General features: G+C 53.3%; 17 protein-coding genes. 9 read left to right on the forward strand and 8 right to left on the reverse strand.

What is annotated here, in order from left to right; all coding sequences use genetic code 11:
- Nucleotides 1-280: 280 nt before the first annotated feature.
- Entirely contained in the window at nt 281-2,842 is a 2,562-nt protein-coding gene (locus P9L94_17140; GenBank protein MDP8245811.1) for a hypothetical protein, read from the reverse strand.
- Nucleotides 2,843-3,112: 270 nt separating this feature from the next.
- Here P9L94_17140 and P9L94_17145 point away from each other — a divergent pair, with 270 nt between their 5' ends.
- The 3 genes from P9L94_17145 to P9L94_17155 all read left to right on the forward strand — a co-directional run bounded on the left by P9L94_17145 (nt 3,113) and on the right by P9L94_17155 (nt 7,605).
- Nucleotides 3,113-4,930, forward strand: a complete 1,818-nt coding sequence (locus P9L94_17145) for an ABC transporter permease subunit (protein ID MDP8245812.1) — start codon at nt 3,113-3,115, stop codon at nt 4,928-4,930.
- Nucleotides 4,931-5,004: 74 nt separating this feature from the next.
- Nucleotides 5,005-5,628: a lysophospholipid acyltransferase family protein gene (locus P9L94_17150; GenBank protein MDP8245813.1), complete on the forward strand. Its 624-nt coding sequence runs from the start codon at nt 5,005-5,007 to the stop codon at nt 5,626-5,628.
- A gap of 156 nt (nt 5,629-5,784) precedes the next feature.
- Nucleotides 5,785-7,605: a 30S ribosomal protein S1 gene (locus P9L94_17155; GenBank protein ID MDP8245814.1), complete on the forward strand. Its 1,821-nt coding sequence runs from the start codon at nt 5,785-5,787 to the stop codon at nt 7,603-7,605.
- Here the strand turns inward: P9L94_17155 and proB are convergent.
- Genes proB through P9L94_17170 form a run of 3 tightly spaced genes read right to left on the reverse strand, consistent with a single transcriptional unit; the run spans nt 7,594 to nt 12,021 of the window.
- Nucleotides 7,594-8,730 carry a glutamate 5-kinase gene (gene proB / locus P9L94_17160; GenBank protein ID MDP8245815.1) on the reverse strand — a complete coding sequence of 379 codons (1,137 nt, stop codon included), beginning with the start codon at nt 8,728-8,730 and terminating at the stop codon, nt 7,594-7,596. The genes P9L94_17155 and proB overlap by 12 nt on opposite strands.
- Nucleotides 8,723-9,868 carry a GTPase ObgE gene (gene obgE, locus P9L94_17165; GenBank protein ID MDP8245816.1) on the reverse strand — a complete coding sequence of 382 codons (1,146 nt, stop codon included), beginning with the start codon at nt 9,866-9,868 and terminating at the stop codon, nt 8,723-8,725. Before obgE ends, proB begins: the two co-directional genes overlap by 8 nt.
- 2 nt (nt 9,869-9,870) lie before the next feature.
- The gene (locus P9L94_17170) at nt 9,871-12,021 is read right to left on the reverse strand and encodes a hypothetical protein (protein MDP8245817.1); all 2,151 of its coding nucleotides are present in this window, start codon (nt 12,019-12,021) and stop codon (nt 9,871-9,873) included.
- Between the two features lie 154 nt (nt 12,022-12,175).
- Here P9L94_17170 and P9L94_17175 point away from each other — a divergent pair, with 154 nt between their 5' ends.
- From P9L94_17175 to P9L94_17185, 3 genes are read left to right on the forward strand one after another with little or no spacing between them, the layout of a single operon-like run.
- Nucleotides 12,176-14,083, forward strand: a complete 1,908-nt coding sequence (locus P9L94_17175) for a hypothetical protein (protein MDP8245818.1) — start codon at nt 12,176-12,178, stop codon at nt 14,081-14,083.
- Nucleotides 14,084-14,091: 8 nt separating this feature from the next.
- On the forward strand, nt 14,092-15,204 hold the full coding sequence (locus tag P9L94_17180; GenBank protein MDP8245819.1) for an NAD-dependent epimerase/dehydratase family protein: 1,113 nt from the start codon (nt 14,092-14,094) through the stop codon (nt 15,202-15,204).
- A gap of 9 nt (nt 15,205-15,213) precedes the next feature.
- The gene (locus P9L94_17185) at nt 15,214-15,825 is read left to right on the forward strand and encodes a methyltransferase (GenBank protein ID MDP8245820.1); all 612 of its coding nucleotides are present in this window, start codon (nt 15,214-15,216) and stop codon (nt 15,823-15,825) included.
- Here the strand turns inward: P9L94_17185 and P9L94_17190 are convergent.
- The 3 genes from P9L94_17190 to P9L94_17200 all read right to left on the reverse strand — a co-directional run bounded on the left by P9L94_17190 (nt 15,797) and on the right by P9L94_17200 (nt 18,731).
- Nucleotides 15,797-16,741: an SDR family oxidoreductase gene (locus P9L94_17190; protein MDP8245821.1), complete on the reverse strand. Its 945-nt coding sequence runs from the start codon at nt 16,739-16,741 to the stop codon at nt 15,797-15,799. The genes P9L94_17185 and P9L94_17190 overlap by 29 nt on opposite strands.
- A 95-nt stretch (nt 16,742-16,836) precedes the next feature.
- On the reverse strand, nt 16,837-18,108 hold the full coding sequence (locus P9L94_17195; GenBank protein MDP8245822.1) for a hypothetical protein: 1,272 nt from the start codon (nt 18,106-18,108) through the stop codon (nt 16,837-16,839).
- A 23-nt stretch (nt 18,109-18,131) separates the two neighbouring features.
- Nucleotides 18,132-18,731 (reverse strand): YIP1 family protein, encoded by a 600-nt coding sequence (locus tag P9L94_17200; GenBank protein ID MDP8245823.1) that lies wholly within the window; start codon nt 18,729-18,731, stop codon nt 18,132-18,134.
- 77 nt (nt 18,732-18,808) lie between these two features.
- Between P9L94_17200 and P9L94_17205 the strand changes: the two genes are divergently transcribed.
- From P9L94_17205 to P9L94_17215, 3 genes are read left to right on the forward strand one after another with little or no spacing between them, the layout of a single operon-like run.
- Nucleotides 18,809-20,188: a replication-associated recombination protein A gene (locus P9L94_17205; GenBank protein ID MDP8245824.1), complete on the forward strand. Its 1,380-nt coding sequence runs from the start codon at nt 18,809-18,811 to the stop codon at nt 20,186-20,188.
- Nucleotides 20,185-21,222, forward strand: coding sequence for a biotin--[acetyl-CoA-carboxylase] ligase (locus tag P9L94_17210; GenBank protein MDP8245825.1), 1,038 nt, complete (start codon nt 20,185-20,187; stop codon nt 21,220-21,222). The genes P9L94_17205 and P9L94_17210 overlap by 4 nt, the downstream gene beginning before the upstream one ends.
- A 37-nt stretch (nt 21,223-21,259) precedes the next feature.
- On the forward strand, nt 21,260-22,234 hold the full coding sequence (locus P9L94_17215) for a zinc transporter ZntB (protein ID MDP8245826.1): 975 nt from the start codon (nt 21,260-21,262) through the stop codon (nt 22,232-22,234).
- A 130-nt stretch (nt 22,235-22,364) separates the two neighbouring features.
- Here the strand turns inward: P9L94_17215 and sppA are convergent, their stop codons facing one another.
- Entirely contained in the window at nt 22,365-23,471 is a 1,107-nt protein-coding gene (gene sppA / locus P9L94_17220; GenBank protein ID MDP8245827.1) for a signal peptide peptidase SppA, read from the reverse strand.
- Between the last annotated feature and the right edge of the window lie 165 nt (nt 23,472-23,636).

Here is a 23,636-nt window from a genome sequence, read left to right on the forward strand (position 1 = left end):
GTGGCGCTGAAAGCGCCGGGGGGATATCAAAACAGCACAAACAAAGCGATACATTCAAGCAATATCTCAAGGGCTGCCGTCGCTTCGCGACGCCTTGCCCTTGCCACCCCTTAAGTCAATGACATTGCCCCCAAGATGGGGTTGAAAGCGCAGCAATATGTTGGCGTTTATCATACAACCCCCACCTTAATCCTCTCCCAACTTGGGGGAGGGGAGGTAATAAGCCCTCCCCAGGCTTCGGTCGTGTTGCTCCTTCGTAATGACACTGACAATTATGATCTCAAAAACCTGCTTCAAAATCCGGCGGCGCCAACTTTGGCGGCTCGACGATTTCACGGCCTAAAAAGCGCAATTCGCCGCTGTCCCGGTATTTCAATTGAATCTGCATATTCAACTCGTGGAGATTAAAATTCCGGGGCCGATTGTTGGGCGCTTTCATTTGGCATTGAATCGCCCCCAGTGTCGTATTCAAAAAGCGGCTGGGTTCAAAGACGTCGCCGTTGTCATCGGTGATTTGAGAAAGTGGGAAATATTTTTTCGTCGCCTGGTCTTGAAAATGCAATTCAAATTCGGGTTCTACTTGTGGGGCGGGTTGCACGTTGCCGCCCACCTGGTTGTTCATCATGTCAGAATAGGTGATGCGAAGGTTCATGCTTATGATTTCCGCGCCCTTAATCGGCGTCGTACTGCGTAACGCCCATGAGTCTTCCATGCCGGTTTGGATGTTTATGTATTGGTTGTTGCCACTGGGCATTCCCTTCATTCGGCCTTGGATGCGGTTGTTGCTAAGACGGTTCATTCCCTGGACGATTTTCCAATTCAGTTGCGTGAGAGTGGTTTCGCCGGTTGGCTGCGAATAGTAAGGGAAGACAACCGATAACAAGGTGTTGCCCTTTGGTTCGATCATCTCGTCATTGATTTCAAATTCCAACTGCGGCTCGCGGATCAAGGCGGTAAAGACGCCCAGTCCTTGCGATTCATGGTAGTTCAGCAGGTTCGCGCTATATGCCTGGCTGAGGTGCTCGCGAATCATTCGGGCGGGGTCGTTTTTAAATTCCTGAAAATTGCTGCCATACATCCCCATTCCCATTTGATTAAATCGGTTGAAATTTTGCTCATTGTTTCGCGTGAAGGCTGTGATCTCAACCGTTTGGCCTGGAGAGAGCGATGTCCAACTCTCATACCAATTTGACGCCATAAGGGTTGCTTTTTCGAGAGTCTTTCCAGTGTTATTGGTGATGCTGCCGCGCAGTTTTCCATCTTCCCAAGAGGTATCAATATCGACGCCGTCGCCAAGAGACACTGTGTGAAGTCCCTTAAATACGCGCTGCGACCAGTGGTGAATGAGATAGTCGCTGATGAAAGAGTCTGTCTCTTCATAGTGGACGTTAATGATTTCTTCTGACAGATTATTTTGCGGGCGCCCCATCAGATTTTGACGCTCAGGAGCCAGTGGAAACGCGGCGGGCGATGAGAAACGAATCTCATACCACTTGCGCACAGGAGAATAAATCGCGCAGTAGGTGCTTGAGGGCGCGGTTTTGGCGTTAGGACGCGACTCAACGATGCTGATTTGATTGACGGTCACGCTGCTTTGCTGGCGTAACGCGCCGATGTAATACACGCCGACAGCGAAGACAATCGCCCATATCGGGACCGTAAACCATGCCCATTCTAAACGACCAATGCGGCGGAAAATCAGATAATTGACCGGGACGACCAGAATAATATACAGCCCCAGATACATCGCGATAAACTTGGTGCTGGGCAATTCGGCCTGGAAATCCCAGCGTAAAAATCCATCAACATAATTATCGAGTTGAGTGATCACTTGCGGGGTGATTGGCGCGGGAGAATCCGTGATGAACTGTAGGAAAGTCTCTTGCAGGTTGGGGTCTTCAAATAAAGGGCCGTCAAGCGAACCGGCGCAGAACACGATGCGGCCTGCGCCCCATTTGCGCTCAACCACAAACGGGCTGTCGCCTGCTTTGAGCCAGACGGTCGTATTGGGGTCGTCAATCATTTCGCTGGTTGCAATGACCATTTGCCGGGCCAGGTCTGGCGAGGCTTGGCCATCAGTCGCGTCTAACGTGGTCCCTGCTTCCACGACGCGTGAGCCGGTCAGATTGAGAGGGATATACAGCCGGAAGCCGGAGGTCGAGAGTTCCTGCCAGTTGGAGCCAGCCGCGAGGATCAGCGTCCCGCCCATTTGCACCCAGTCGTCGAGCGCTTGTTGTTGGCGGGTATTGATCGCGGCGGTTTCGCCGCCGTCCCACATCAAAACGTCAAGCGAGCGGTATCCCGGCCACCATTGAGGCAGAATGGTGGGGGAGGTGTAGAGCAGATGGCGCACGATGTCGATGTCTAACTGGTCGCTTTGCGCCATATAGCCGTGGCTGCCGCGCTCTTCGCTCATCACGGCGATGATGCGATGGGTGTCGTCTAAGATGGTTCCAATTGTGATTAACTCGATGGGGATGGTTTCGCGCGCGGTCTCGATATAAAACTCTAATTCATCTAAAAATTCAGGCGTGTGTACGGGAATATCAAACTGGCGGCGCGCTTGCGATGGTAATTCAATCGGGGTGCGGTAGCGTTGCGAGCCTTCTTTAAATTTTACGAGAAAGTCGCCTGCGATTTCCGGGCCGTTGTTTTTTAAATTCACGGTGAGCGAAGCCCATTCGCCGCTGCGGCGGAAAGGGTACTCCGGGTCGAAACCGGTGACGACAGCAACGAGCAGGCGTGGTTCTTCTTCCTCTTGATCGGGCGCCAAATCACCCGAACACGAGACCAGCATGAGTACAACCAAACATAAAAGGCCGAAAATCCCATTACGAATCACGGATTGTTCTCCCATTCCTGTCGCTACGGAAAAACCACTATACCATTTAACATATAGTAAATAACGGTTTAATTTCAACATGATCGTGTTTTTTTTATTTTTTTTGTGTCCAACGAGGCGAAACGCACTATTTTATTTACAAAACCGAAAATCAAACCGTTATCTTGAGTATCTGTTTGGAACCCGGCTTGATTGATGGCTGCCGACGTAGGAAAATCGCCTAAGAACGCGGATCGGTTGGCGTTTTTCGATGTTGATATGGAGTGAAATGTGAATTTTGTTCTGCGATTGTTTACGTCAGCGTTGCTCATTCGTGAAATTCGCATCTTTCTACGCAGCAAAAAGGCCTTTGGCGCATTATTGTTGTTCCAAAGCGCTCTGCTGCTGATTGTCTATCAAAACTGGGCGGGATTCGCCGCGCAGTTTCAGCCCGGCGGAAATACCATCTTTGCGTCCCGGTCGCTATTCGCGGCGATTACCGAGGGGCATCTCTATTTTCTGACGATCATCACGCCGCTGCTGATGGCGCCCGCTATCGCGGCGGAGCAAGAACAATCCACGTTGACGCTCTTGCTGTCATCGCCTATTTCAAATGCCCAGTTAGTCATCGCCAAATGGTTGACGCCGATTTTATTTCTTATCCTGTTATTAACCGCTTCGATCCCATTTTTGTCGATCCCGTTTCTTGGCGAAGGGCTTTCGGCGAGCGAGGTGGTTGTTGCGTACATCATTTTGCTATCAACGACGCTGATGTTCGGCAGCCTGGGGCTGTTCTGTTCGACGCTGCGGTCGCGGGTGTATGAGGTGTATTTGATTACCGTCATTATGACGTTGGCTGTCGGGTTTGTTCTCCCCTACCATTCCGCCTTGTGGCATTACATTCAGACGTTGAATTGGAGATCCGCCGCGTCGAGTGTATGGGGCTTTGAAAATTTCAGCCCGTTTCACGCGTTTCATAGTGAAATGTACCCTTCTGCGGACCCCAAATCATTTATCTCGTTTACATTGAGTCTCTTTGGCGGAGGCGCCGTCAGAGTGACGTGGTCGCTGATTCTGTTTGTAACCGCTTCGGTTAGTTTGACTGTGATGTTTTTATACCTCGCGATGTGGAGGATGCGCTATATCGTATACGGCGAAGGTTCTGTCGTGTTAAGTGGCTCGGGACAGTTGTTTGAGGATGAACCGCGCAGCAGAAAAGATGAAATAGACTCCGACCATAAGCCCGTGCGATCCGATGAAGATGAATTGATTGATGAAGATGCGCTTGATCTAGATGCGGGCTTATATTTAGAGCGTCGCGTCCAGTGGTTCGCGCGCTGGCCGGTGTTGTTTCGGCTGACGTATATTTCGCTGATGCTATCCGCGCTGACGCTGCCCCTGGCGTCGTATAAAGGCTCGGGGCTCTTTTTATCGCTGCCGTTTATCGTCGCGGCGTTTTTTACCTTGCCACTGGCGGCGACCAGTATCAGTTCCGACCGGGAACGCGGGACGCTCGATTTATTGCTGACCTCGCTGATTTCCACCAAAAAACTGATTAAAGCAAAATTCGTCGCCAATATGCAATACAGCAGCATGATTGCGCTGGCGCTATTTGTGCCGGGCATGTTGATTCAAATGATTTTTGGCCTGTTGTTGAAATACAACGTCGATTTGATTTTACAATGGTCTGATTTGCCTGCGTATTTATTTTATCTGGTGATGTTGGGCGCGGCGTTGATGATGTATACCGCATTGGGGCTATTTTGTTCGGCCTATTTTTCACGCACCAACCAGTCGATGTTGACCGCTGGCGTGTTAATTTTTGTCACCCTGGTTCTTCCCTTTATGATTCCCGCGCAAACATTGACGACGATCTCGTCGGCGTTTGGTTATCTGGTCGTTATCGGGTTATTGTTTTTAAGCCCGTTGTCTGGAATCTCACTGTTGTTTCCTGAAGGGCGCGTCAGTTTATTGACCAATACCACCGCGAGTTTACGCCTGAGCGGAGACCTTTCTTTCTACTTTGCCGTATTTCAATGTGTCGTTTGCGTAGGAGTTGCGATATATTTATTACGCAAAGCGCAAGCGGCGCTTGATCGCCGCGATTGAAACTCGAGCAAAAAGAAGGTATCGTTTGGTTTGTTGTGGGGAAAGAAATTCAACGAGAGATTTTGGCAGCGTAGATGCAGTGGTACTATCGGTTTCATTGGCTATTCCTCCATCTTCTGTTTTGGGCCTATTTTGGCTACAAGTCAGGCGGAGATGAGCATATACCGGAGGATGGCCCCCTCTTACTGGCTGCCAACCACAACAGTTTTTTAGACCCGCCAATCATTGCCTTAAGCATTCGTAGACAGACAACTTTTTTAGGAAAAGAAGAACTGTTTTCGATTCCAGGCCTTGGCTGGTGGATCAAATCGCTGGGTACGTATCCCGTGAAACGGGGCGCAGGCGACCTTCGCGCGGTGAAAACTGCGATTCGCTTTCTTAAAGAAGGCAAGGTGATGATTATGTTCCCCGAAGGGACGCGCAGCAGCGATGGTAATTTGATGGACTTTCAAGACGGGTTGGCGTGGTTGTCGTTAAAAACCAACGCGCCTATCGCCCCTGTCATGATCGAAGGCGCGTTTCGCGCCATGCCGCGCGGCGTTTTTTTTCCAAGGCCGCGGCGAATTCAAGTCCAGATTGGGCCTTGCGTTCGGCCCACGCCCGAAGAACTCGAAGGCGACCAGACGCAGGCAATCCAGTCAATTACCCGGCGATTACACGAAGCAATGAGTAAAATGCAGAACGAAATCAGGGCTTAGCCCGGGCGGACGCTTTGGTTTTCCTGTTGGAAAGCCTTAACAGGCACGAAAATTCTTGTACAATCCAAAGCGGTTTGTGCGAGGAGCGTACCTCTTATAGTAAGCCCCGCCCCCCGTCTTCATTGGGACGATCAGAAGTTGGAGGCAATAATCTTTATGGTCAGTCAAGAACAAGATCATGCGACTACCCTGGCGGAACACGATGTGAATATCGTGGATGGGCAAGTCAACCTAACAAATGATGAATCCGCCGATGCATTTCCCGATGAAGATATCGATATGGCCGCGTTATTGGACGAATCGATGTCTTCAAAAATCGAGTCGGGCCAAGTCATCACCGGCAAAGTCTTAAAAGTAACCTCTGAAGACGTCGTGATTGATATAGGCTTAAAGTCTGAAGGGCTTGTGCCTCTGCGCGAGTTTCTCGAAGACGGCAAAGACCTCAATGTGGTTGTTGGAATGGACATTGAGGTGATGGTCATCCGCCAAGAAGGTTCAGACGGCTTGCCGGTCTTGTCGCGTCAACGCGCCAAACAGGTTAAGGCGCGTCACGTCTTGCGTGACGCCTTCAAAAACGGCGAGTACATTAAGTGCGTGGTTTCGTCGGTGGTTCGCGGCGGCGTTCAAGTCGACTGCGATGGTTTGCGCGGCTTTATCCCGTTCTCTCAATTGGGACCGGGCGCCCGCAGCCAGGACGAACAGAAGGCGCTGCTTGGTCGTTCGATCGAGTGCAAGATTCTCGAAATGAGAAGCAAGAACGACCTGGTTCTTTCTCATCGCGCCGTCTTTGACGAACGCCGGGTGCAGATGCGCGGCGCGACGTTAGAGAACCTCGAAGTCGGCAAATGGGTCAAAGGCGTGGTCAAAAACATGACCGACTTTGGCGCATTCATTGACCTCGGCGGCGTTGACGGCCTGCTTCACGTTAAAGACATTTCCTGGGGCCATATCGCTCACCCGAGCGAGGTGCTTCATGTCGCTGATGAAATCGAAGTCTTAGTGCTTTCGATGGAAGGCGAGCGCATCGGTCTGGGTATGAAACAAAAAGAAGAAGACCCCTGGTTGAGCGTCGCGGCGAAGTTCCCGCCGGGCTGCCAGATTAACGGCAAAGTCACCAGCCTGACCAAGTACGGCGCGTTTGTTGAACTCGAACAAGGCGTTGAAGGTTTGATCCATATTTCGGAAATGTCGTGGACCAAGCGCGTCCGCCATCCGAATGAATTAATCAAAGAAGGCGAAGAAGCCCAAGTCAAAGTGTTGGGCATCGACAACGAACGCAAACGCATCTCGTTGAGCCTGCGTCAGACCCAGGTTGACCCGTGGACGTTAGCAAAAGCCAACTACCCGGTCGGGACAATCATTGAAGGCGAAGTCACCGGCATGACCGATTTCGGCGCCTTTATCCGCTTGCCCGAAGGCGTAGACGGCATGATTCACGTGTCGGATATTTCCTGGATGGGCAAACTGAACCATCCCAAGCAAGCCTTGAAAAAAGGCGAAACGCTTCGTTGCAAGGTGTTGGAAATCGACCCGTCGCAACAACGCATCTCGCTGGGCTTGAAACAACTCGAGCAAGACCCGTGGGAAGCCGCCCAGAAGAAATACCGTCCGGGTACGTCGCTGCCCGTCGTGGTCAAACGCATCACTGACTTCGGCGCGTTTGTTGAACTCGAAGAAGGCATCGAAGGTTTGGTGCACGTATCGCAGGTCAGCAACCAAAAAGGCCAGCGCGCGGAAGAAGTTCTGAAAGTCGGCGAAACGGTCAACATGAAAGTGCTGAAATTCGACCGTCAGAACCGCAAAATCAGCATGTCATTAAAAGAATTCGTCAAAGAGCAAGAAGAGAAGGAAGTCAAGCAATACATGGCTGACGTCGGCGGCGGCAACGCGACCCTCGGCGAACTCTTAGGCGAACAAATGAGAGCGCTGATGGACAAGCAGAACGAAAGCGCACCGGATGACGAGTCATCCAGTTAACACTAGATTGTCGCGGTGAATGACCACGCCTGACGTGTGATGGTCATCGCTGGATTGAATATCTTTGCTGCGGCGTCCTTGAATTTGAACCAGATCGCCCGAGGAAACATTAACCAGTCCTCGGGCGATTTCTTTGTTTGTTTCGTTAATGATTTGCACCAGGTCTTTTTCTTGAAATTCACCGATAACCTGTTTCACGCCAGACGCCAACAGGCTTTTCCCGCCTTGCAATAGCGCGTTTGAGGCGCCCGCATCCACCACGATTTTTCCGCCGCTGAGCGTTTTGGCGTGGGCCAGGTAATATTTTCGCGCCGCCAGTTTTTTCTCAGACGGCAACACCCAGGTGGCGCGTCCTTGCCCCTGGATGAGTTCATTCAATACGCCGGGGCGCAGGCCGTTGGCGATGGCGGTCAGCGTACCTGATGAGGCCGCCGTTCGCGCAGCGCCCAGTTTGGATTGCATCCCTCCCATCGAAAACTCATCAATGTTCGGGTCAACGCATTGCATGGCGCCGTCGAGGTCGTCATCAATCATTTCAATCAGTTCGCCGGATTTCGTTACAGGATCAAACGAGCGGAACAACCCGTCAACCGTGGTGAGCAGCACCAACAGTTGCGCTTCCATTTCACCCGCCGTCAGCGCCGCCAGCATGTCATTGTCGCCGAAGGTAAGTTCTTCGACGGCGACGGTGTCGTTCTCATTGATGATCGGCACGACGCCGATGGTGAGCAGGTGTTGTAGGGTTTCACGCGCATTAAGATACGATTCGCGTCGGTCAAGGTCGCTGCGGGTGAGCAGAATTTGCGCGGTGATAATGTCATGTTGCGCGAAGAGATCGGTGTAGGCTTTCATCAGGCGGCCTTGACCAATGGCGGCGTAGGCTTGCTTTAAGGGCAGCGACGCCGGACGCTTGGGAACGCGCAACGCCCGCAGGCCCGCGCCCACCGCGCCGGATGATACTAAAATCACTTCGACGCCGCGTTGTTTGAGTTCGGCGATTTCTCTGACCAGCGATTCGATGACCGGCAAATTGAAATGGGTTTGCTCGTGGTCGATGACGCGCGTCCCGACTTTAATGACGATGCGCTGGACGTCGGTTAAAAATGGCGACAGTTTTTCATTCATCAAGTTGCGGTTCGTCCGTTGAAGTGATGGGTTTCGTTTGGGCGGAATCCATTTGTTGTTGCAGAATATCCGGCGCCGTTTGCATGATCGGCGTTTCGCTCCGCCCTATCGTCTCAGTATACAAAGCGATGATAGATTGGCGCAGATGTTCGGTGTTGTTTTTTTCGCTGGCGGAAATCACAAACAATTGGTCATCGCCAACATCGGGGTGCTGTTCATGGAACGAGTGCAGCGCTACGTCAAGCGACTCTTCATCTTCGAGCAAATCGCGTTTGTTGAGCGCCACTAAAAAGGGGCGTTCTAAAATACTGGCGTCATATTTTTCCAGTTCATAGCGCAAGTCGCGGTAGGTCTGCGCCGGGACGTCAGGGTCGTGCGGCGAAAGTTCGATGACGAAGACCAGCAGATTTGTTCGCTCAATGTGTCGTAAAAAATCAAAGCCCAGCCCGACGCCTTCGTGCGCGCCTTGAATGATGCCGGGGATGTCGGCGATGACGAAACCGCCGCCTTCCGGCAGTGGGATCGAGCCGAGAATGGGTTGCAGCGTCGTGAACGGGTAGTTGGCGATGCGCGGACGGGCGCCGGTGATTGACGAGATCAGGGTTGATTTGCCCGCATTGGGCAGCCCCACCAGCCCGACGTGCGCGACGGTTTTTAGTTCAAAAATGGCGGTGAATTCATCGCCGGGTTTTCCACTGGTGGCTTTGCGGGGCGCATGGTTGGTAGAGGTGGCGAATTTTGAATTGCCTTTGCCGCCCTTGCCGCCTTGGGCGATCACGGCCTCGCCGTTGGTTTCTTCCATATCGAGAACCACTTCACCAGTCTCTTCATTGAAGATGACGGTTCCCGCAGGAATTTCAAGCACGATATCATCGCCATACGCGCCGTAGCGGTTGTTCTTGCCTCCGCCTTCGCCGTTGGGGGCTTTGCAAACCGGCTGAGAGTACATTTTGTCGAGCGTATTCAGGCCGGGATTGACGCGCAGCAGAATCGAACCGCCGTTGCCGCCGTCTCCGCCGTCCGGGCCGCCCAGCGGGACGAATTTTTCATGGCGAAACGAAACGCGGCCGTCGCCGCCGTCGCCTGCTTTCAGTTGGATTTTGGCCCGGTCAATAAACGGCCCTTCATAAGACGGCATAGTTACTCGCTCAATTCTTGTTTGGCGTTGTATAAAATCGGTTCTACAAATCCCGCTTGATAGAGATCGTCGTCGGTCATGGGTGAAGTCGCAGTGGTCAGAACCAACTTGTCGAATTGGTTATTATACTTGCTTACGTCTAATTCGATGGTTTTAAATGGCTGCTTATTGGTTAATTGATGCAATGGGAAGGTTTCAGTATAAACCACATCGCGCACTTCGTTGCGGTCGACGTACACATTAAAGCGGATCCATTCATCCGGGCCGTATTCCCGCTTTGGAACATTCACCATCAAAGCCGTTTTGAAAGCGGCGTTGTCGGGCATCAGCATCTCATAATGCGCTTCAAAGTAGTGCATCCCGGCGTCGAGCACAACCACGGGATGTTCGCCCCAGGTTGCTTGATGGATGCGGCCTTCGGTGCGCGGCGTTTCAGCGCGGTCGAGCGGGACGGCGAGGCCGGGCGTATCGCGCCATAAATCGTAGCGTTCAAACGATTCAAACTTGAAGATGCAGATTTCGCTAAACCAGCTGTATTCGGGGTTGTCAACTAACTCCGGGTCTGACACGCAGGCGACCAGTTCGGTATGCCGGGTCGGGTGCGAGATGGGGTTGTGGTAGGTCTCGGTGGAATAGGTCGTGTAGTAATCCAATTTGAAATGCTTCATGTACTCGAGCATCCGCGCCCAGTGAGGGCTGCGGTCATTAAACCCCTTGAGGTAAGGGAAAATATCGGGGTGCAGCAGGCCGCCTTCGTCTTTGCAATAGCGTTCGCAATAGGCGCCAATCACGCCGAGGCCGGTGCTGCCCAACAGTACGCGGGATTCGGGCGGGGTGTTTTCGCGAATCCATTCCGCCGCCAGTTTTCGGACGCCCTGGCGTTTCTCTGAATGGACCTCATAGAAGTCTAAATCTAATTTGAGTTGCAGCGGCGTTCGTTCTGCAATGATGTAAAACAACGGCCCCGCAAGCAATAACGCGGCGCCGTTGGCCCAAAGCGCGCGGCGGGTCGAATGTTGGGTGCGGGCTGTGAGCCATTGCACCAATAAAAAAAGCCCGAACGCGGCTTCAATGTGAAACAAGACGATTATGATTTGGATGTACCGCACCGCGTAGCCGCCGAATTGGGCGCTGATGTGAAACGCGGAGCCGAACAACACCGGAAACAAAAAGAGACAAAACAGCGCGGCGCGCGCGGCAAAGCGGTAGGGCGACGGCGTTTTGCGTCCGCATTGGTAGGCGAAGCCTAAAAGAGACAGAAAACTCAATCCGATCAAAATGCAATACGAAACCAGAGTCGCGTCTTGTTGAATGATCGCTTGATAGCCCTGCGTCAGCGAATAAAAGCCTTCACGAATTTTCTGAAACAGCGACCACGTCGTGAATTCATTGTGAGAAATCAACTTGCCGTAAAATGTGGTGGGCAATAACAGGCCGGAATGCGAATATATATAGAGCGTGTAGGGCAGCGCCAATAGAAGAACGCCGCCGACGAATAACGCCGCTTCGAGCGCAATCTGTTTCAACGGAATGATGGAGCGTTTCGCAAAAGCGGTCGCGTAAACGATCAGAAATGCGACGTAGCCTCCCGCCAGCGCCAAGCCTTCAGGGCGGGCCAAAAATAAAAACCCCGCCAGCAGCCCGAGTAGTAGCGGGTGGGTTTTGGGGCGTCTTAGAGCGGCGTAGGCCCAACCCACCACCAGCGCATGAAACAGCAGTGTTTCGAGCCCCGCTGCGGCAGTAAAATAGAGTAGGCGACAGAGCGCTAGCGTAAATCCCGTAAAACTGGCGAGCACAAGGTTGTCGGTTTCTTCATACACCAGGCGCTGCGCGAAATAGATGAGCGCCGCATGAGCGAGAACGCCGACGATTTGCATGCTATAAATTTCATCGACAAAGGGCAGCAGGTTAAATACAATCGCACTCAGTAAGGGATATAACAAACTGGTGACGCCGAAACTCACTTCGCCGGGGTTAAAACTCAACCCCATGCCCTGCGAGAGGTTCTCGACGTATTGCAGATAAATAAAGGCGTCATCCAGCGGGAACCCGTGCGTACGCAACATAAAACGCGCATTGATCGCCGTCGCGACCAGCATTGGCGCCGCCCACAGGAGTTGAAGCCAAACGGTTTTTGAACGAATCCACTTCATCGGTTGTTTTGTTGGTTCTCAGCGTTTTGCGCTACAGAGTGTACTCTAGCACGCAAGCCCCGCGCGACCGAGATGGAAAGACGCGCGTGTTTTTTGTGCGATAAAGAAACAAGCCGCGCGCCTGGTTCGTGATGGGCGGCGGCGCGGACAAAATATGCAAAAACCAGTCAGTTTGCGCATCATTCTAATTGTTTTATTAGGCCTGTTAGCGGTGGTGTTGTTTCGCGCGGCCTGGTTGTGCGACGACGCGTTTATCACCTTTCGGGTGATCGACAATTGGTCGGACGGCTTCGGCTTGCGTTGGAACATCGTCGAGCGGGTGCAGGTGTTTACTCATCCGTTGTGGATGCTGTTGATGGCGGCGCTTCATTTGTTGACGGGCGAGTTTTATTACACCAGTCTTGTCCTTTCGATGGCGTTGACGGTCGCGGCGGCGGCGATCTTTATTTTCAAAATTGCTGAGAATGAATCCGCCGCATTGCTAGGCGGCTTGTGCTTTGTCCTTTCAAAGGCCTTTGTCGAGTATGGAACCTCCGGCTTGGAAAACCCGCTCAGTTATGTGCTGCTGGCGTTGTTGTATTGGCGCTATCTCGCGGGCGTTGAGACGATGCGTGAGAGGTTTACGTTTTCGCTGCTGACTTCTTTGATCGTGTTAAACCGGATGGACGCGGTCTTGCTTTGCCTGCCCGCGTTTGCGCATATCCTCTACCGCCGCCTCACAGTCCGGGACGTTAGCGTTTTGCTCTTGGGTTGGCTGCCGTTTGCGCTCTGGGAACTTTTCTCACTCGTCTATTACGGATTTTTGCTGCCCAACACGGCCTATGCAAAATTATTTCATGGTCTCAGCCAGTCGCATTTGCTGCGAAACAGCCTGTATTATTTCAGCAACTCGCTTCAACAAGACCCGATTACGTTGTGCGTCATTGCGTTCGCGTTGCTGTTTGCGTGTGCGCTAAAAGACGTTCGGCGCCGCATGGTTGCGGTTGGGGTATTGTTGTATGTTCTCTATCTGGTCAAAATCGGCGGCGATTTTATGAGCGGGCGTTTGTTGACGCTTCCATTTTTCGGCGCATTGGTCGTCTTGTCCGGCGTTCGTCTTCGATGGAAGTCATGGCAATTCTTGACGGGTGTGTTGCTTATCATGGCGCTGGGTTGGGCGGCGCCGCGTCCCATTGCGTTGAGCGGCGCGGACTATGGACTGACCGAAGCGCGTCGTGATGCGCATGATATCGCCGATGAACGGGCGGAGTATTACCCCAAAACCGGACTGCTGAAATTTTTCGGACAGCGCTTTAGCGCCGGGTGGATTTTACGCTATTTGCAGGGAACCCGCGCAATCGAAGGCGACGTAATCACTCAGGGCAACATGGGATTCATGGGGTTTTTCGGCGGGCCGGAACTTCACTTCATTGATGTGTTCGCTCTGACCGACCCGTTGTTGGCGCGCTTGCCCGCGCGACAGGATTGCGCCCAGCGCCCCGGGCATTTTTTTCGCGTGCTTCCTGTGGGTTACGTCGAAACAGTACGAAGCGGGGAACTGAGTTTTCGCGATGAAAACCTCGCCCGTTTTTATCATCAACTAACGAAGGTCGCGCAAGCGCCCCTGTTTTCATTCGAGCGCTGGGCGGCCATCGTTCAAATGAACCTCGGCGTGAATGCAAAATGGGTGGATCGCGACTATTATATGAGCAAGCCGCAGTCGGTGTTTTTACTCGACGAACTCACCCGCCGCGTTCCCGATGGGGCCGACTGGGGGCACGAGGATACGCATATCTTTACGACGGAACGGATGACAATACAATTAGGTTCACCGCAGTTTTTCCCGCGGTTTGAAATCAGTCTGGATTCGAGTGATCTGTACGCCATCCAATATTGGTTGAACGGCGCCTTGCTTGCAGAAGCGTCTGTCTCGGAGCCTGTCTCTGTGGCGTCCGGCATGGCGTCGCGCACCATCAAAACGCCAGGCCCGGCGCTGGAAAGTGGATTCGACGAACTTCGCGTCATCCCGCTGGACGGCGATGGAAATTACAGCATGGGGCATTTGATCCCAATCAACGAATGAGGTTTAACATGAAGGTATTGGTTACAGGCGGCGCCGGTTTCATCGGATCAAGCATCGTAGACGAACTGATTGTACGAGGGCATCAAGTCCGCATTTTTGATGCGCTCGACCCGCAAGTTCACCCCGGCGGCGAGACGCCCGACTATCTCAACCCCGATGCGGAATTTATCCAAGGCGATGTGCGTGATAAAGATGCGCTTGAAAAAGCGCTGCAAGGCCAGGACATCGTGTTTCACAAAGCCGCTGCGGTGGGCATGGGCCAGTCGCAATATCAGATTAAACATTACGTCGATGTAAACACTGGCGGCACGGCGAACCTGCTCGACCTGTTGGCGAACACAAAACACAACATCCAAAAAATGATCGTCGCTGCGTCGCAATCCAGCTACGGCGAAGGCTTGTGCGCGTGTCCCGTACACGGCGTGTGTAAGCCCGGCTTTCGCGGCGAAGAACAACTCGCTGACAATCGCTGGGAGCACGAATGTCCGGTTTGCGGCGCGGTGATGAAGGCCGTGCCGACCACGGAAGCCACTTCGATGGATTGCAAGGCGATCTATGCCATCACCAAGCGCGACCAGGAAGATATGACGCTCAGCATCGGCGAGACCTATGACCTGCCGGTGGTTGCGCTGCGCTATTTCAACGTATTCGGCCCGCGCCAGTCGCTGTCGAACCCTTACACCGGCGTGATGGCGATTTTTATGAGCCGCCTCGCCAACCAGAAGTCGCCAGTCATTTATGAAGACGGCGAACAATCGCGTGACTTTATTTCCGTGCATGACATTGTGCAGGCCAATCTGTTGGCGATGGAAAAAGACGAAGCGAATTATCAGGTGTTTAATGTGGGTACCGGCGTTCCTACGTCGATTGCGGACATTTCGCGAACCTTGGCGCGTATTTATGAGTCAGACGTCGAGCCGGAAATTACTTGTAAGTATCGTAAGGGCGACACCCGCCATTGTTACGCAGATATCTCAAAAATCACCAACGCCCTCGGCTTTAAACCCAGCGTTTCGCTGGAAGACGGCATGAGAGAAATCATCGAATGGTCGCGCACCACCACGGCGGAAGACCGCTTTGATGAAGCCGCCAAAGAACTTTCGAGACGCGGGCTTGCGTAAGGCCGTCCATTGAACCCGGCGCCGGATTTTGACCGTCTTCGACCGAATATCGAAAGCCAGCGGCTCGCCGAGTTCGTTAAAGTAGAACCAGGGCAAACCGTCGTCGATCTTGGTTGCGGCGGCGGGTATATTGCGATGCGTCTGGCGCATCGGTTCCCGCAAGTTTTAGGGATTCTTGGTTTCGATATTCAAAAAGACGCTGCCCAACAGGCCTCTGCTGCGCATCAAAAATTTCTCCAAGAACAATGCGGCTTTGCTCCGTTGCAATGGCTGATCGCAGACGCAACGCAAGCGCCCTTGCGGCGACGCTCCGTTGATGTGATTGTTTGCAACCCGCCGTTTTTTTCAGGAACCGCCTCGCGCCCTTCGCCCGACGCCGCAAGGCGCATTGCCCGGCGGGATGATACTCTCACCGCAGAACAGATTGTCGCCTTCGCTGATTGGGCGTTGAAACCTACGGGCAGCCTGTATTGGGTTTGGCCTGCGTCGATGCAGAAAAAGACAAACGCCGCCGCGAAGCGCTTTTGCTTCACGACGGCGGAAAGATGCGTCTTATCTGATATCCGAAAACGAGACGGTGGAGTGGGGCTCGTTAGGCTACGGCGCTCAACACCGATTTGAAATAGGCGATGGTCTTTTCGAGACCTTCCTGTAGAGAGACTTTCGGCTCCCAGCCTAGTTCCGCCTTGGCCTTGCTGATGTCAGGCTGGCGCACTTTTGGGTCGTCTTCGGGCAATTCTTTAAATTCGATCTTGCTGCTGGAACCGGTTAATTCAAGGACTTTTTCGGCCAATTGTTTGACCGTCATCTCGTTTGGATTGCCGATGTTGACTGGCGTGGGGATGTCGGATTCCAACAAACGAATGATGCCTTCGACTTCATCAGAGACATAACAGAACGAGCGCGTCTGGCTGCCGTCGCCGAAGATTGAAATGGGTTCGCCTTTCAGCGCCTGGCTGATGAAGGTCGAAACCACCCGCCCGTCTTCAACGCGCATACGCGGGCCGAAGGTATTGAAGATGCGCACGATGCGGGTTTCGATATTGTGAAAGCGCTGATAGGCCATGGTCATGGCTTCGGCGAAGCGCTTGGCTTCGTCGTAGACGCCGCGCGGGCCGATGGGGTTTACGTTGCCCCAATAGTCTTCGGTTTGCGGATGAATGAGCGGGTCGCCGTAGACTTCTGAAGTCGAGGCGAGCAGCAGCCGCGCATTTTTTTCGCGGGCAAGCCCCAGCGCTTTGTGGGTCCCAAGAGAACCGACTTTCAGCGTCTGAATCGGCAAGCGCAGATAATCAATCGGGCTGGCGGGCGAGGCGAAGTTCAAGATATTGTCAATTTCACCAGGGATATGAATGTAATTGGTGATGTCGAGATGGATGAATTGAAAATCCTTGCGTCCGATCAAATGTTCGATATTGGTCATGCTGCCTGTGATAAGGTTATCGACGCAAATCACTTCGTGACCTCGCGCGAGAAGCGCGTCAGCCAAGTGAGAACCTAGAAAGCCGGCGCCGCCGGCGATTAATGTGCGTGGCATGTTTTTCCCTCGGGATGTGATGGTGCAAGATGCACATCCTATCAGTCTGTACGCTGTTAAACAACCAGACGGAACGCCATCGCGCGTTTATCAAGTCAAGTCTTGCGCGGCTTCTTTTTCGCGGCGGGAAACAACACGTTATTCAAAATTAACCGATAGCCCGGCGAGTTGGGGTGTTGCGATAAATCGGTGTCTTCTTCGCCGACCAGGTGTTGCGGGTCTTCGGGGTCGTGTCCGCCCAACAGGGTAAAGGTGCCTTCATTCAACGCGCCGTGAATATACTTGGCGACGCCGAATTGAGGAAAGTCGGCCAGCACGACGATATTGGGTTTTAATTTTGATTTACGAAATGCGGTGGTCTGTCCCCAGAAATCTTTAATTTTTTGGACGTGGTTTTGGGTCAACATGGTGGGGACGGGGTCAAACTTCGCCGAAAATTCAAACAGGTTAAAGGTGTCGCCCTGATAGCGTTCGCCTTGGGCGGTCGCCGGACTCGGACTGGTGTCGATGTCGGAATATTCATAAATCAATGGGTTGGGAATCAACGAAAAATTCTGAAAGGCGAGGCAGTGGGCGTAATTCAATTTGTCTTGAAAGCCGGGGGTGAGGCCGTCGCCGTCGATTTCTTTGGCGACGATATCCAAACCCAACGCTGCAAGCCCGATGTCGATGGTGTCGGTGGCTGCGCACATGGCGAAGATAAAGCCGCCTTGTTGAATGTAGGTTCGAATCGCGTCCGCCACCGCGCCTTTATGTTGCTGTACTTTTGAAAAACCTGCTTGGCGCGCGGCGGCTTCAAATTGCCGCACTTGTTGCAAGTACCAGGGCGCCGTGCGAAAGCTGCGAAAAAACTTACCGAATTGCCCGCTAAAGTCTTCATGGTGCAGGTGGAGCCAGTCGTATTTGCCTAAACTGCCGTCGAGTACATCCTCGTCCCAAATCACATCGTACGGGATGTCTGCATAGGTCAGCGCAATGGTGACCGCGTCGTCCCACGGGTCGTTGGTGGGCGGCGCGTAAACGGCGACTTTGGGCGCTCGCTCAAGGGGGATGCGCTCCATGTTTTTTGCGTCGATCTCAGCATAAATGCTTTCGACTTGCGCGTCGGAGATCGGCAGCGCGGTGACGCCGTTCATCGCGGCGCGGCGTTGGGTGGCCTGTGTTTCAAAAATCAAAAACGAGCCGCCGCGATAATTCAGCAGCCATTCGGCTTTATAGCGCTGCGGCGCCTGCAACGCCCAATAGGCGACGCCGTAGGCTTTGAGGTGGTTGGTTTGGGTTTCTTCATCCATGGGGATGAGCAACGCATCGGCGAACGAAGACAACGTGAATCCGAACAATAAAAAAATCAAGAAAATGCGTTTCATAAAATGGTTGCGTCCTTCAGTGGTTAACTCGCAAAGAAATACGTACCGGCTTTGAAGATTGTAACCCCAAGCATGAACATCGACGCCAGCGACATGATGGCGCCAATCACAAGAACGATTGCGGAGGGGACGATTGCGATCAGTATGGCTTGTTTTTTGTCGAACCCGTGGACTTCGCGCAGGGCGTAATGCAGATAAAACCCAAACGCAGCGGCGATGAATAGATGATTGAGCAGCGGGATTGGAATGAGTAACAGAAAATACGAGACCCAACTATAGGCAACGCAACGAAAGATCGAATCGAAGGTGATGATCTCGCGATAACAGCGCACTAAGCCGTATAATGCTGTGCTGAGCATGTATAAAAATATGGTCCCATAAATGACGGAAGGGATCAACCATAAAATCGAAAAGCCCAAGGTGAACGGCGCCCAAAGCAGCGCATAAGCGCCGCGCGGCGCTGCGATGCAGAGCATGGCGAAAGCGGTCGGCTTCCAATACCCGCTTTGCGTTTTTTGTTCGCGGAACGCTTCTTTCGGCGACAACAAAATGCGGCGCCCTTGCTCAAAGTGCTCGTAGAGGAACTGCGAAACGGTGGCTGATTTTGTTTTGGCTTCGTTCATGGCCCTGTGTCTGTTACGCGCCGGATGGTTTATGCGCGGTTTTGGAGTATCATGCTTCCGAATTGTAGGCCAATTGTGTGAATTTTCCGATGGAAGAGACCAACCGACAAGACGCATTGTTTGAAAGCGCGGAAACTCCGCCGATTGACGCGCCTCAAAAGGGTGCGCCGCTGGCGGAGCGTTGCCGACCTGCGGCATTGAGCGAATTCGCCGGGCAGGAAGACGTATTGGGCGCCGACCGCCCCTTGCGTAAGGCGATTGAGAACGACCGCGTCCCCTCGATGGTGTTGTGGGGGCCGCCGGGCAGCGGCAAAACTACCCTGGCTCGACTGGTCGCCCGTTTGACGCGCGCGCAGTTTCTTATGCTTTCCGCCACCAACAGCGGCGCCAAAGATTTGCGCCAGGTGGTCGAACGCGCCCAAGTCCACCGCAGCCGCAGCAAGACCATTCTGTTTATTGATGAAATCCACCGCTGGAATAAATCACAGCAAGACGCGCTGTTGCCTCATGTTGAATCCGGCTTGATTACGTTGATCGGCGCCACCACCGAGAATCCCTCCTTCGAGGTCAACGCGGCGTTGTTGTCGCGTACCACGGTTTTTACTCTGGTATCATTGGAACCCGACCAATTGCTGCATGTATTAGAAAATGGCCTGGTGGTGTTGAAGCAGGACGGCCTCAACATCGAGGCCGAAGACGACGCGCTCGCGGCGATTGCGTCGGCGTCGCATGGCGACGCGCGGGTGGCGCTCAATGCGTTAGAACAAGCGGCGTTGTATTTTGCCGAAGACGATCAAACCGTCGTCTTGACCGTCGAGGGCGTATCGCGCGTCTTGCAAGAAAAGCGCATGTTGTACGACAAGTCGGGCGAAGAACATTACAACATCATCTCCGCGTTTCATAAATCGATGCGCGGCAGCGATCCGCAGGCGGCGTTGTACTGGTTCGCCCGCATGATGGAGTCGGGCGAAGACCCGCTTTACGCCGCGCGCCGCATGGTGCGTTTCGCTAGTGAAGACGTGGGGCTGGCTGACCCCAACGCCTTGCTGATTACCATCGCCGCCCGCGACGCCTACCACATGTTGGGCAGCCCCGAAGGCGAACTGGCGCTGGCCGAAGCGGCGGTCTATCTGGCGACCGCGCCCAAAAGCAACGCGCTCTATCAGGCGTTCAACGAGGCCTTGGCGACGGTAAAGTCAAAGGGCTATCTGCCGGCGCCGATGCACATTCGTAACGCGCCCACCTCATTGATGAAAGACATGGGATACGGCAAAGGCTATCGTTATGACCACGATTTCGACCACGCCTACGCTGCGCAAAATTACCTGCCGGACCAAATCGCGAAGCAGGAATTTTACGAACCGACCTCGCGGGGCTTCGAGGCGAAAATTCAAGAACGCATGAACTATTGGAAAGAGCTCGCCGATAAACGAGACGGCGAGTCAGGCAAGAAATGATCCCACCGTTGTTAGAGAATTATCACTGGTTACACAACCGCGATGATGCCACATTGCTGCTGCAGGCGATGCAACGGCGCCCGTTTCACCGTTTTTCCTTAGGAACCCTCGCTGAGAAAGCCAAATTGACACAGGCGGAAACCGTTCAGGCGATCGAACTATTGCAAGGCGAAGGCGTACGCATACTCGCGACGGCGCCGGGCGAATATGCGTTGGACCCGAAAAATGATCGTTTGCATCCTGACGTGATCGCCGCACAGTTGCCCACCAAATGGTGGGGGCGGCGGTGTTTGGTCGCGGAGCAATTGCCATCAACGATTGACGCCGCGCGTCGATTGGCCGGGCAGCCGCCTGCGCACGGCTTGCTTGTCGTTGCAGAACATCAAAGCCAGGGACGCGGGCGTCAAGGCGCGGCCTGGGTGTCTCCCAAACAAAAAGACTTGTTGCTGACTTTTGTCGTCCGGGTGCGCGACTGGACGCCCTCGCTGTCGTTTCTTTCGCTCTATGCGGCTGTCGCGGTCGCTCGCGTGTTGGACACTGCTTATAACATTGGCATCGGCGTGAAATGGCCCAACGACCTCACCGTCAATGGCAAAAAGCTGGGCGGCGTCTTGGTTGAAATTGACTCAGAGCAGCAGTTGGTTTTTGTCAGCCTGGGTCTAAATGTTTTGAGCCTCCCCGATGATTGGCCAGAACAAACGCGGGAGGTCGCCGTCTCGCTGGCGATGTTAAACGACGAACCCTGGGACAGAAATTTGCTGCTGGCGCAACTGGGTTCTACCTGGGAAGCTCTGTGGGAAGGCGCCGCGCAAGATCACGGCGAAGCGGTGTTGGGGTATTGCCGCCGCTATTCAACCACACTCGGGCAAAATGTCTCCTTTCGCATCAAAGGAAAAAAACGGTCCGGGTTCGCTCGTGAAATCGACGAAAACGGTCGCCTGGTGTTAGAAAAAAATGATGGCGAGCGGTGCGCATTTTTATTGGAAGACGTTTGCGAATTACGCGTGATCGGCTCTACAATAAGTTCTCGTTGAATAAAACGTAAACCATACGAAATGACAAGGAACTCTTATGTCTGATGACGATGGATTGCTTTGCGCTTACTTGCTCGATGGAGACGGTGGAGGCCAACTCGTTGGTTGGGACGCCATCCATTCTCATAATAACGATTCATTGACTCTGTGGGTGCATCTCGACCGCAAACAGCAACAGAGCCAACAATGGCTTGAGCAGGACGCGGGGTTGGAAGCGCATGTCTGTGAAGCCATGTTAGAAGAAGTAACCCGCCCGCGCATTGAACGCTTTAAAGACGGCGTGTTATTGATTCTGCGTGGGGTGAACCTTAACGTCGGCGCCGACCCCGAAGACATGATTTCTGTTCGCTTGTGGGTCGAACCCAAACGCATCATCAGTCTGCGTTATCCGCGTTTGCAGGCAGTGCAGGCTTTGCGCGACAGCCTCGACGTAAAAAAAGGCCCTTGCGGCTCCGGTGATTTTATCGTGCAACTGGTCGACGGCCTTACCGACCGGATGGACCCGGTCATTGACGATTTGGAAGTGCAGATTGAAGAGTTTGAAACCGTAGCAATTGATCCCTCATCCCATCCCGATGTCTCCTTGCTGAGCGAACTGCGCCGCCGGGCGATTACGCTCCGGCGTTACATCGCGCCGCAACGAGAGGTGGTTTCCAGGCTTCAAGTTGAACCGTTGTCGTGGCTGGACGAAGTCTCTCGCGCTCAATTGCGCGAATCGTCTGACCAGATTCGCCGCTATGTTGAAGATTTAGACCTCGCGTATGAACATGCGTTGATTATTCAAGACCAATTGCAACACCGCATGTCGGAACAAATGAACCGCACTATGTATTTGGTGTCGATTATTGCCGCCATCTTTTTACCGCTTGGTTTGCTGACCGGTTTATTGGGCATCAACGTCGGCGGGATGCCCGGCGCGCATAACAGCGTCGCATTTTGGGTCGTTTGTATTATTCTACTTGTGCTTGCGTATATTCAAATTTGGGTTTTTCGCCGGATGAATTTCTTTTAGACGCGGGCTTCCACGTTCGCGTCATTGCGGGCGAAGCAGGCCATCGCACAGTATTTTGCAACCACTATATACATGAAAAGGCGGGCGGTTCGCCGCCGCGAACCAACCCGCCCTTCACTTCAACGCAATATTAGTAAGGCATACGAAACTGGATCGGCGATTGCGCTTTGGCTTCATCAAGCCCGAACAGGTTTGACATTTTGCTCGACATGAGATCAAGCAGCGTGAGTTCTTCTTTTTTCTGTTCGATCACGGTCGGGTCGCTGCGCATTCCCGCGAGTTTGGCCGCTAGATCAATGGCGTCGTCGAGCGTTCCTAACTTGTCGACAAGCCCGACGGTTTTGGCTTGGCGTCCAGTATAGATTTTCCCTTCCGCTGAAGCGCGAACATAGGCCAAAATGGTTTCGTCGTCAGGACGAAAGCGTAGCGTTTGCGGCGCGGCGCTCTCATCGCTTTCACCGGTGGCGTCTTCGACGGCTTCGTCCGCCATACGCGCTTGAAAGCGGTCGCGTTCTTGCTGATATTCTTGAATTATAACGGTCAAATCGGGCGAGAAGGGAAACGTCTCGCCGTGCGTTTCCGCGTTCCAACTGTCAAGCACTTCTTCCACCTGGCTTCGGCGGCCTTGCGCAACGGCTTCGACAAATTGTTCGTATGTGTCGTCGATGACGCTTTGCATCATGGCGCGTTCGTCGGTGGTCAGGGTGCGGTCATACGAACCCATGTCTTTATACTTGCCTGCTTTGACGGTCTCATAGTCGATGCCGATTTTTTCGAGCAACGCCTGCGCCTGCATGAATTTGGCGTAGACGCCGATGCTGCCGGTCATGGCGCCGGGGGTCGAGACAATCTGGTTCGCTTCACAGGCGACGTAATAGCCGCCCGAAGCCGCGACAGAATTGAAATAGGCGACCACCACCTTGCCGTGTTCATGGCGGATGTCGTGAAGGGCCTGATAGAGGTTTTGCGAAGGGCCGACCGCGCCGCCGGGGCTGTCGACTTCGAGCACAATGCCTTTGACGGAATGGTCGTCGCGGTAGGTTTCGAGTTGCTCGATCCAATCTTGTTCATAATAAATCGGGCCGACAATGCGCACTAACGCCAGGCGTTCTTTGCCCAGGATGTTGGGCGTCGAGCCTTGCACCATGTAAGCGATTATCGCGATAAAGACGCCCGCGAAGATCAAAAATAAAAAGAAAAAGGTTGCGAGTAACAGTAAACCTGTTGATTTCTTCATTGGTTATTTAGCCTTTTCTCGCTCGGCGCCGAACCGGTCGGCGTGAATTCATCGTGAGCGTATGATACTGTTCCATGGTCAGCATCGCCTTATGAAATAGCGCTGCTGTTGATAATCTATAGCGATTTTCGGGTTCGGCCCCGCCCAGCGACTGGGCTGGCTCCG

It is taken from the genome of Candidatus Hinthialibacter antarcticus (assembly GCA_030765645.1).
GTDB classification, from domain to species: Bacteria; Hinthialibacterota; Hinthialibacteria; order Hinthialibacterales; family Hinthialibacteraceae; genus Hinthialibacter; species Hinthialibacter antarcticus.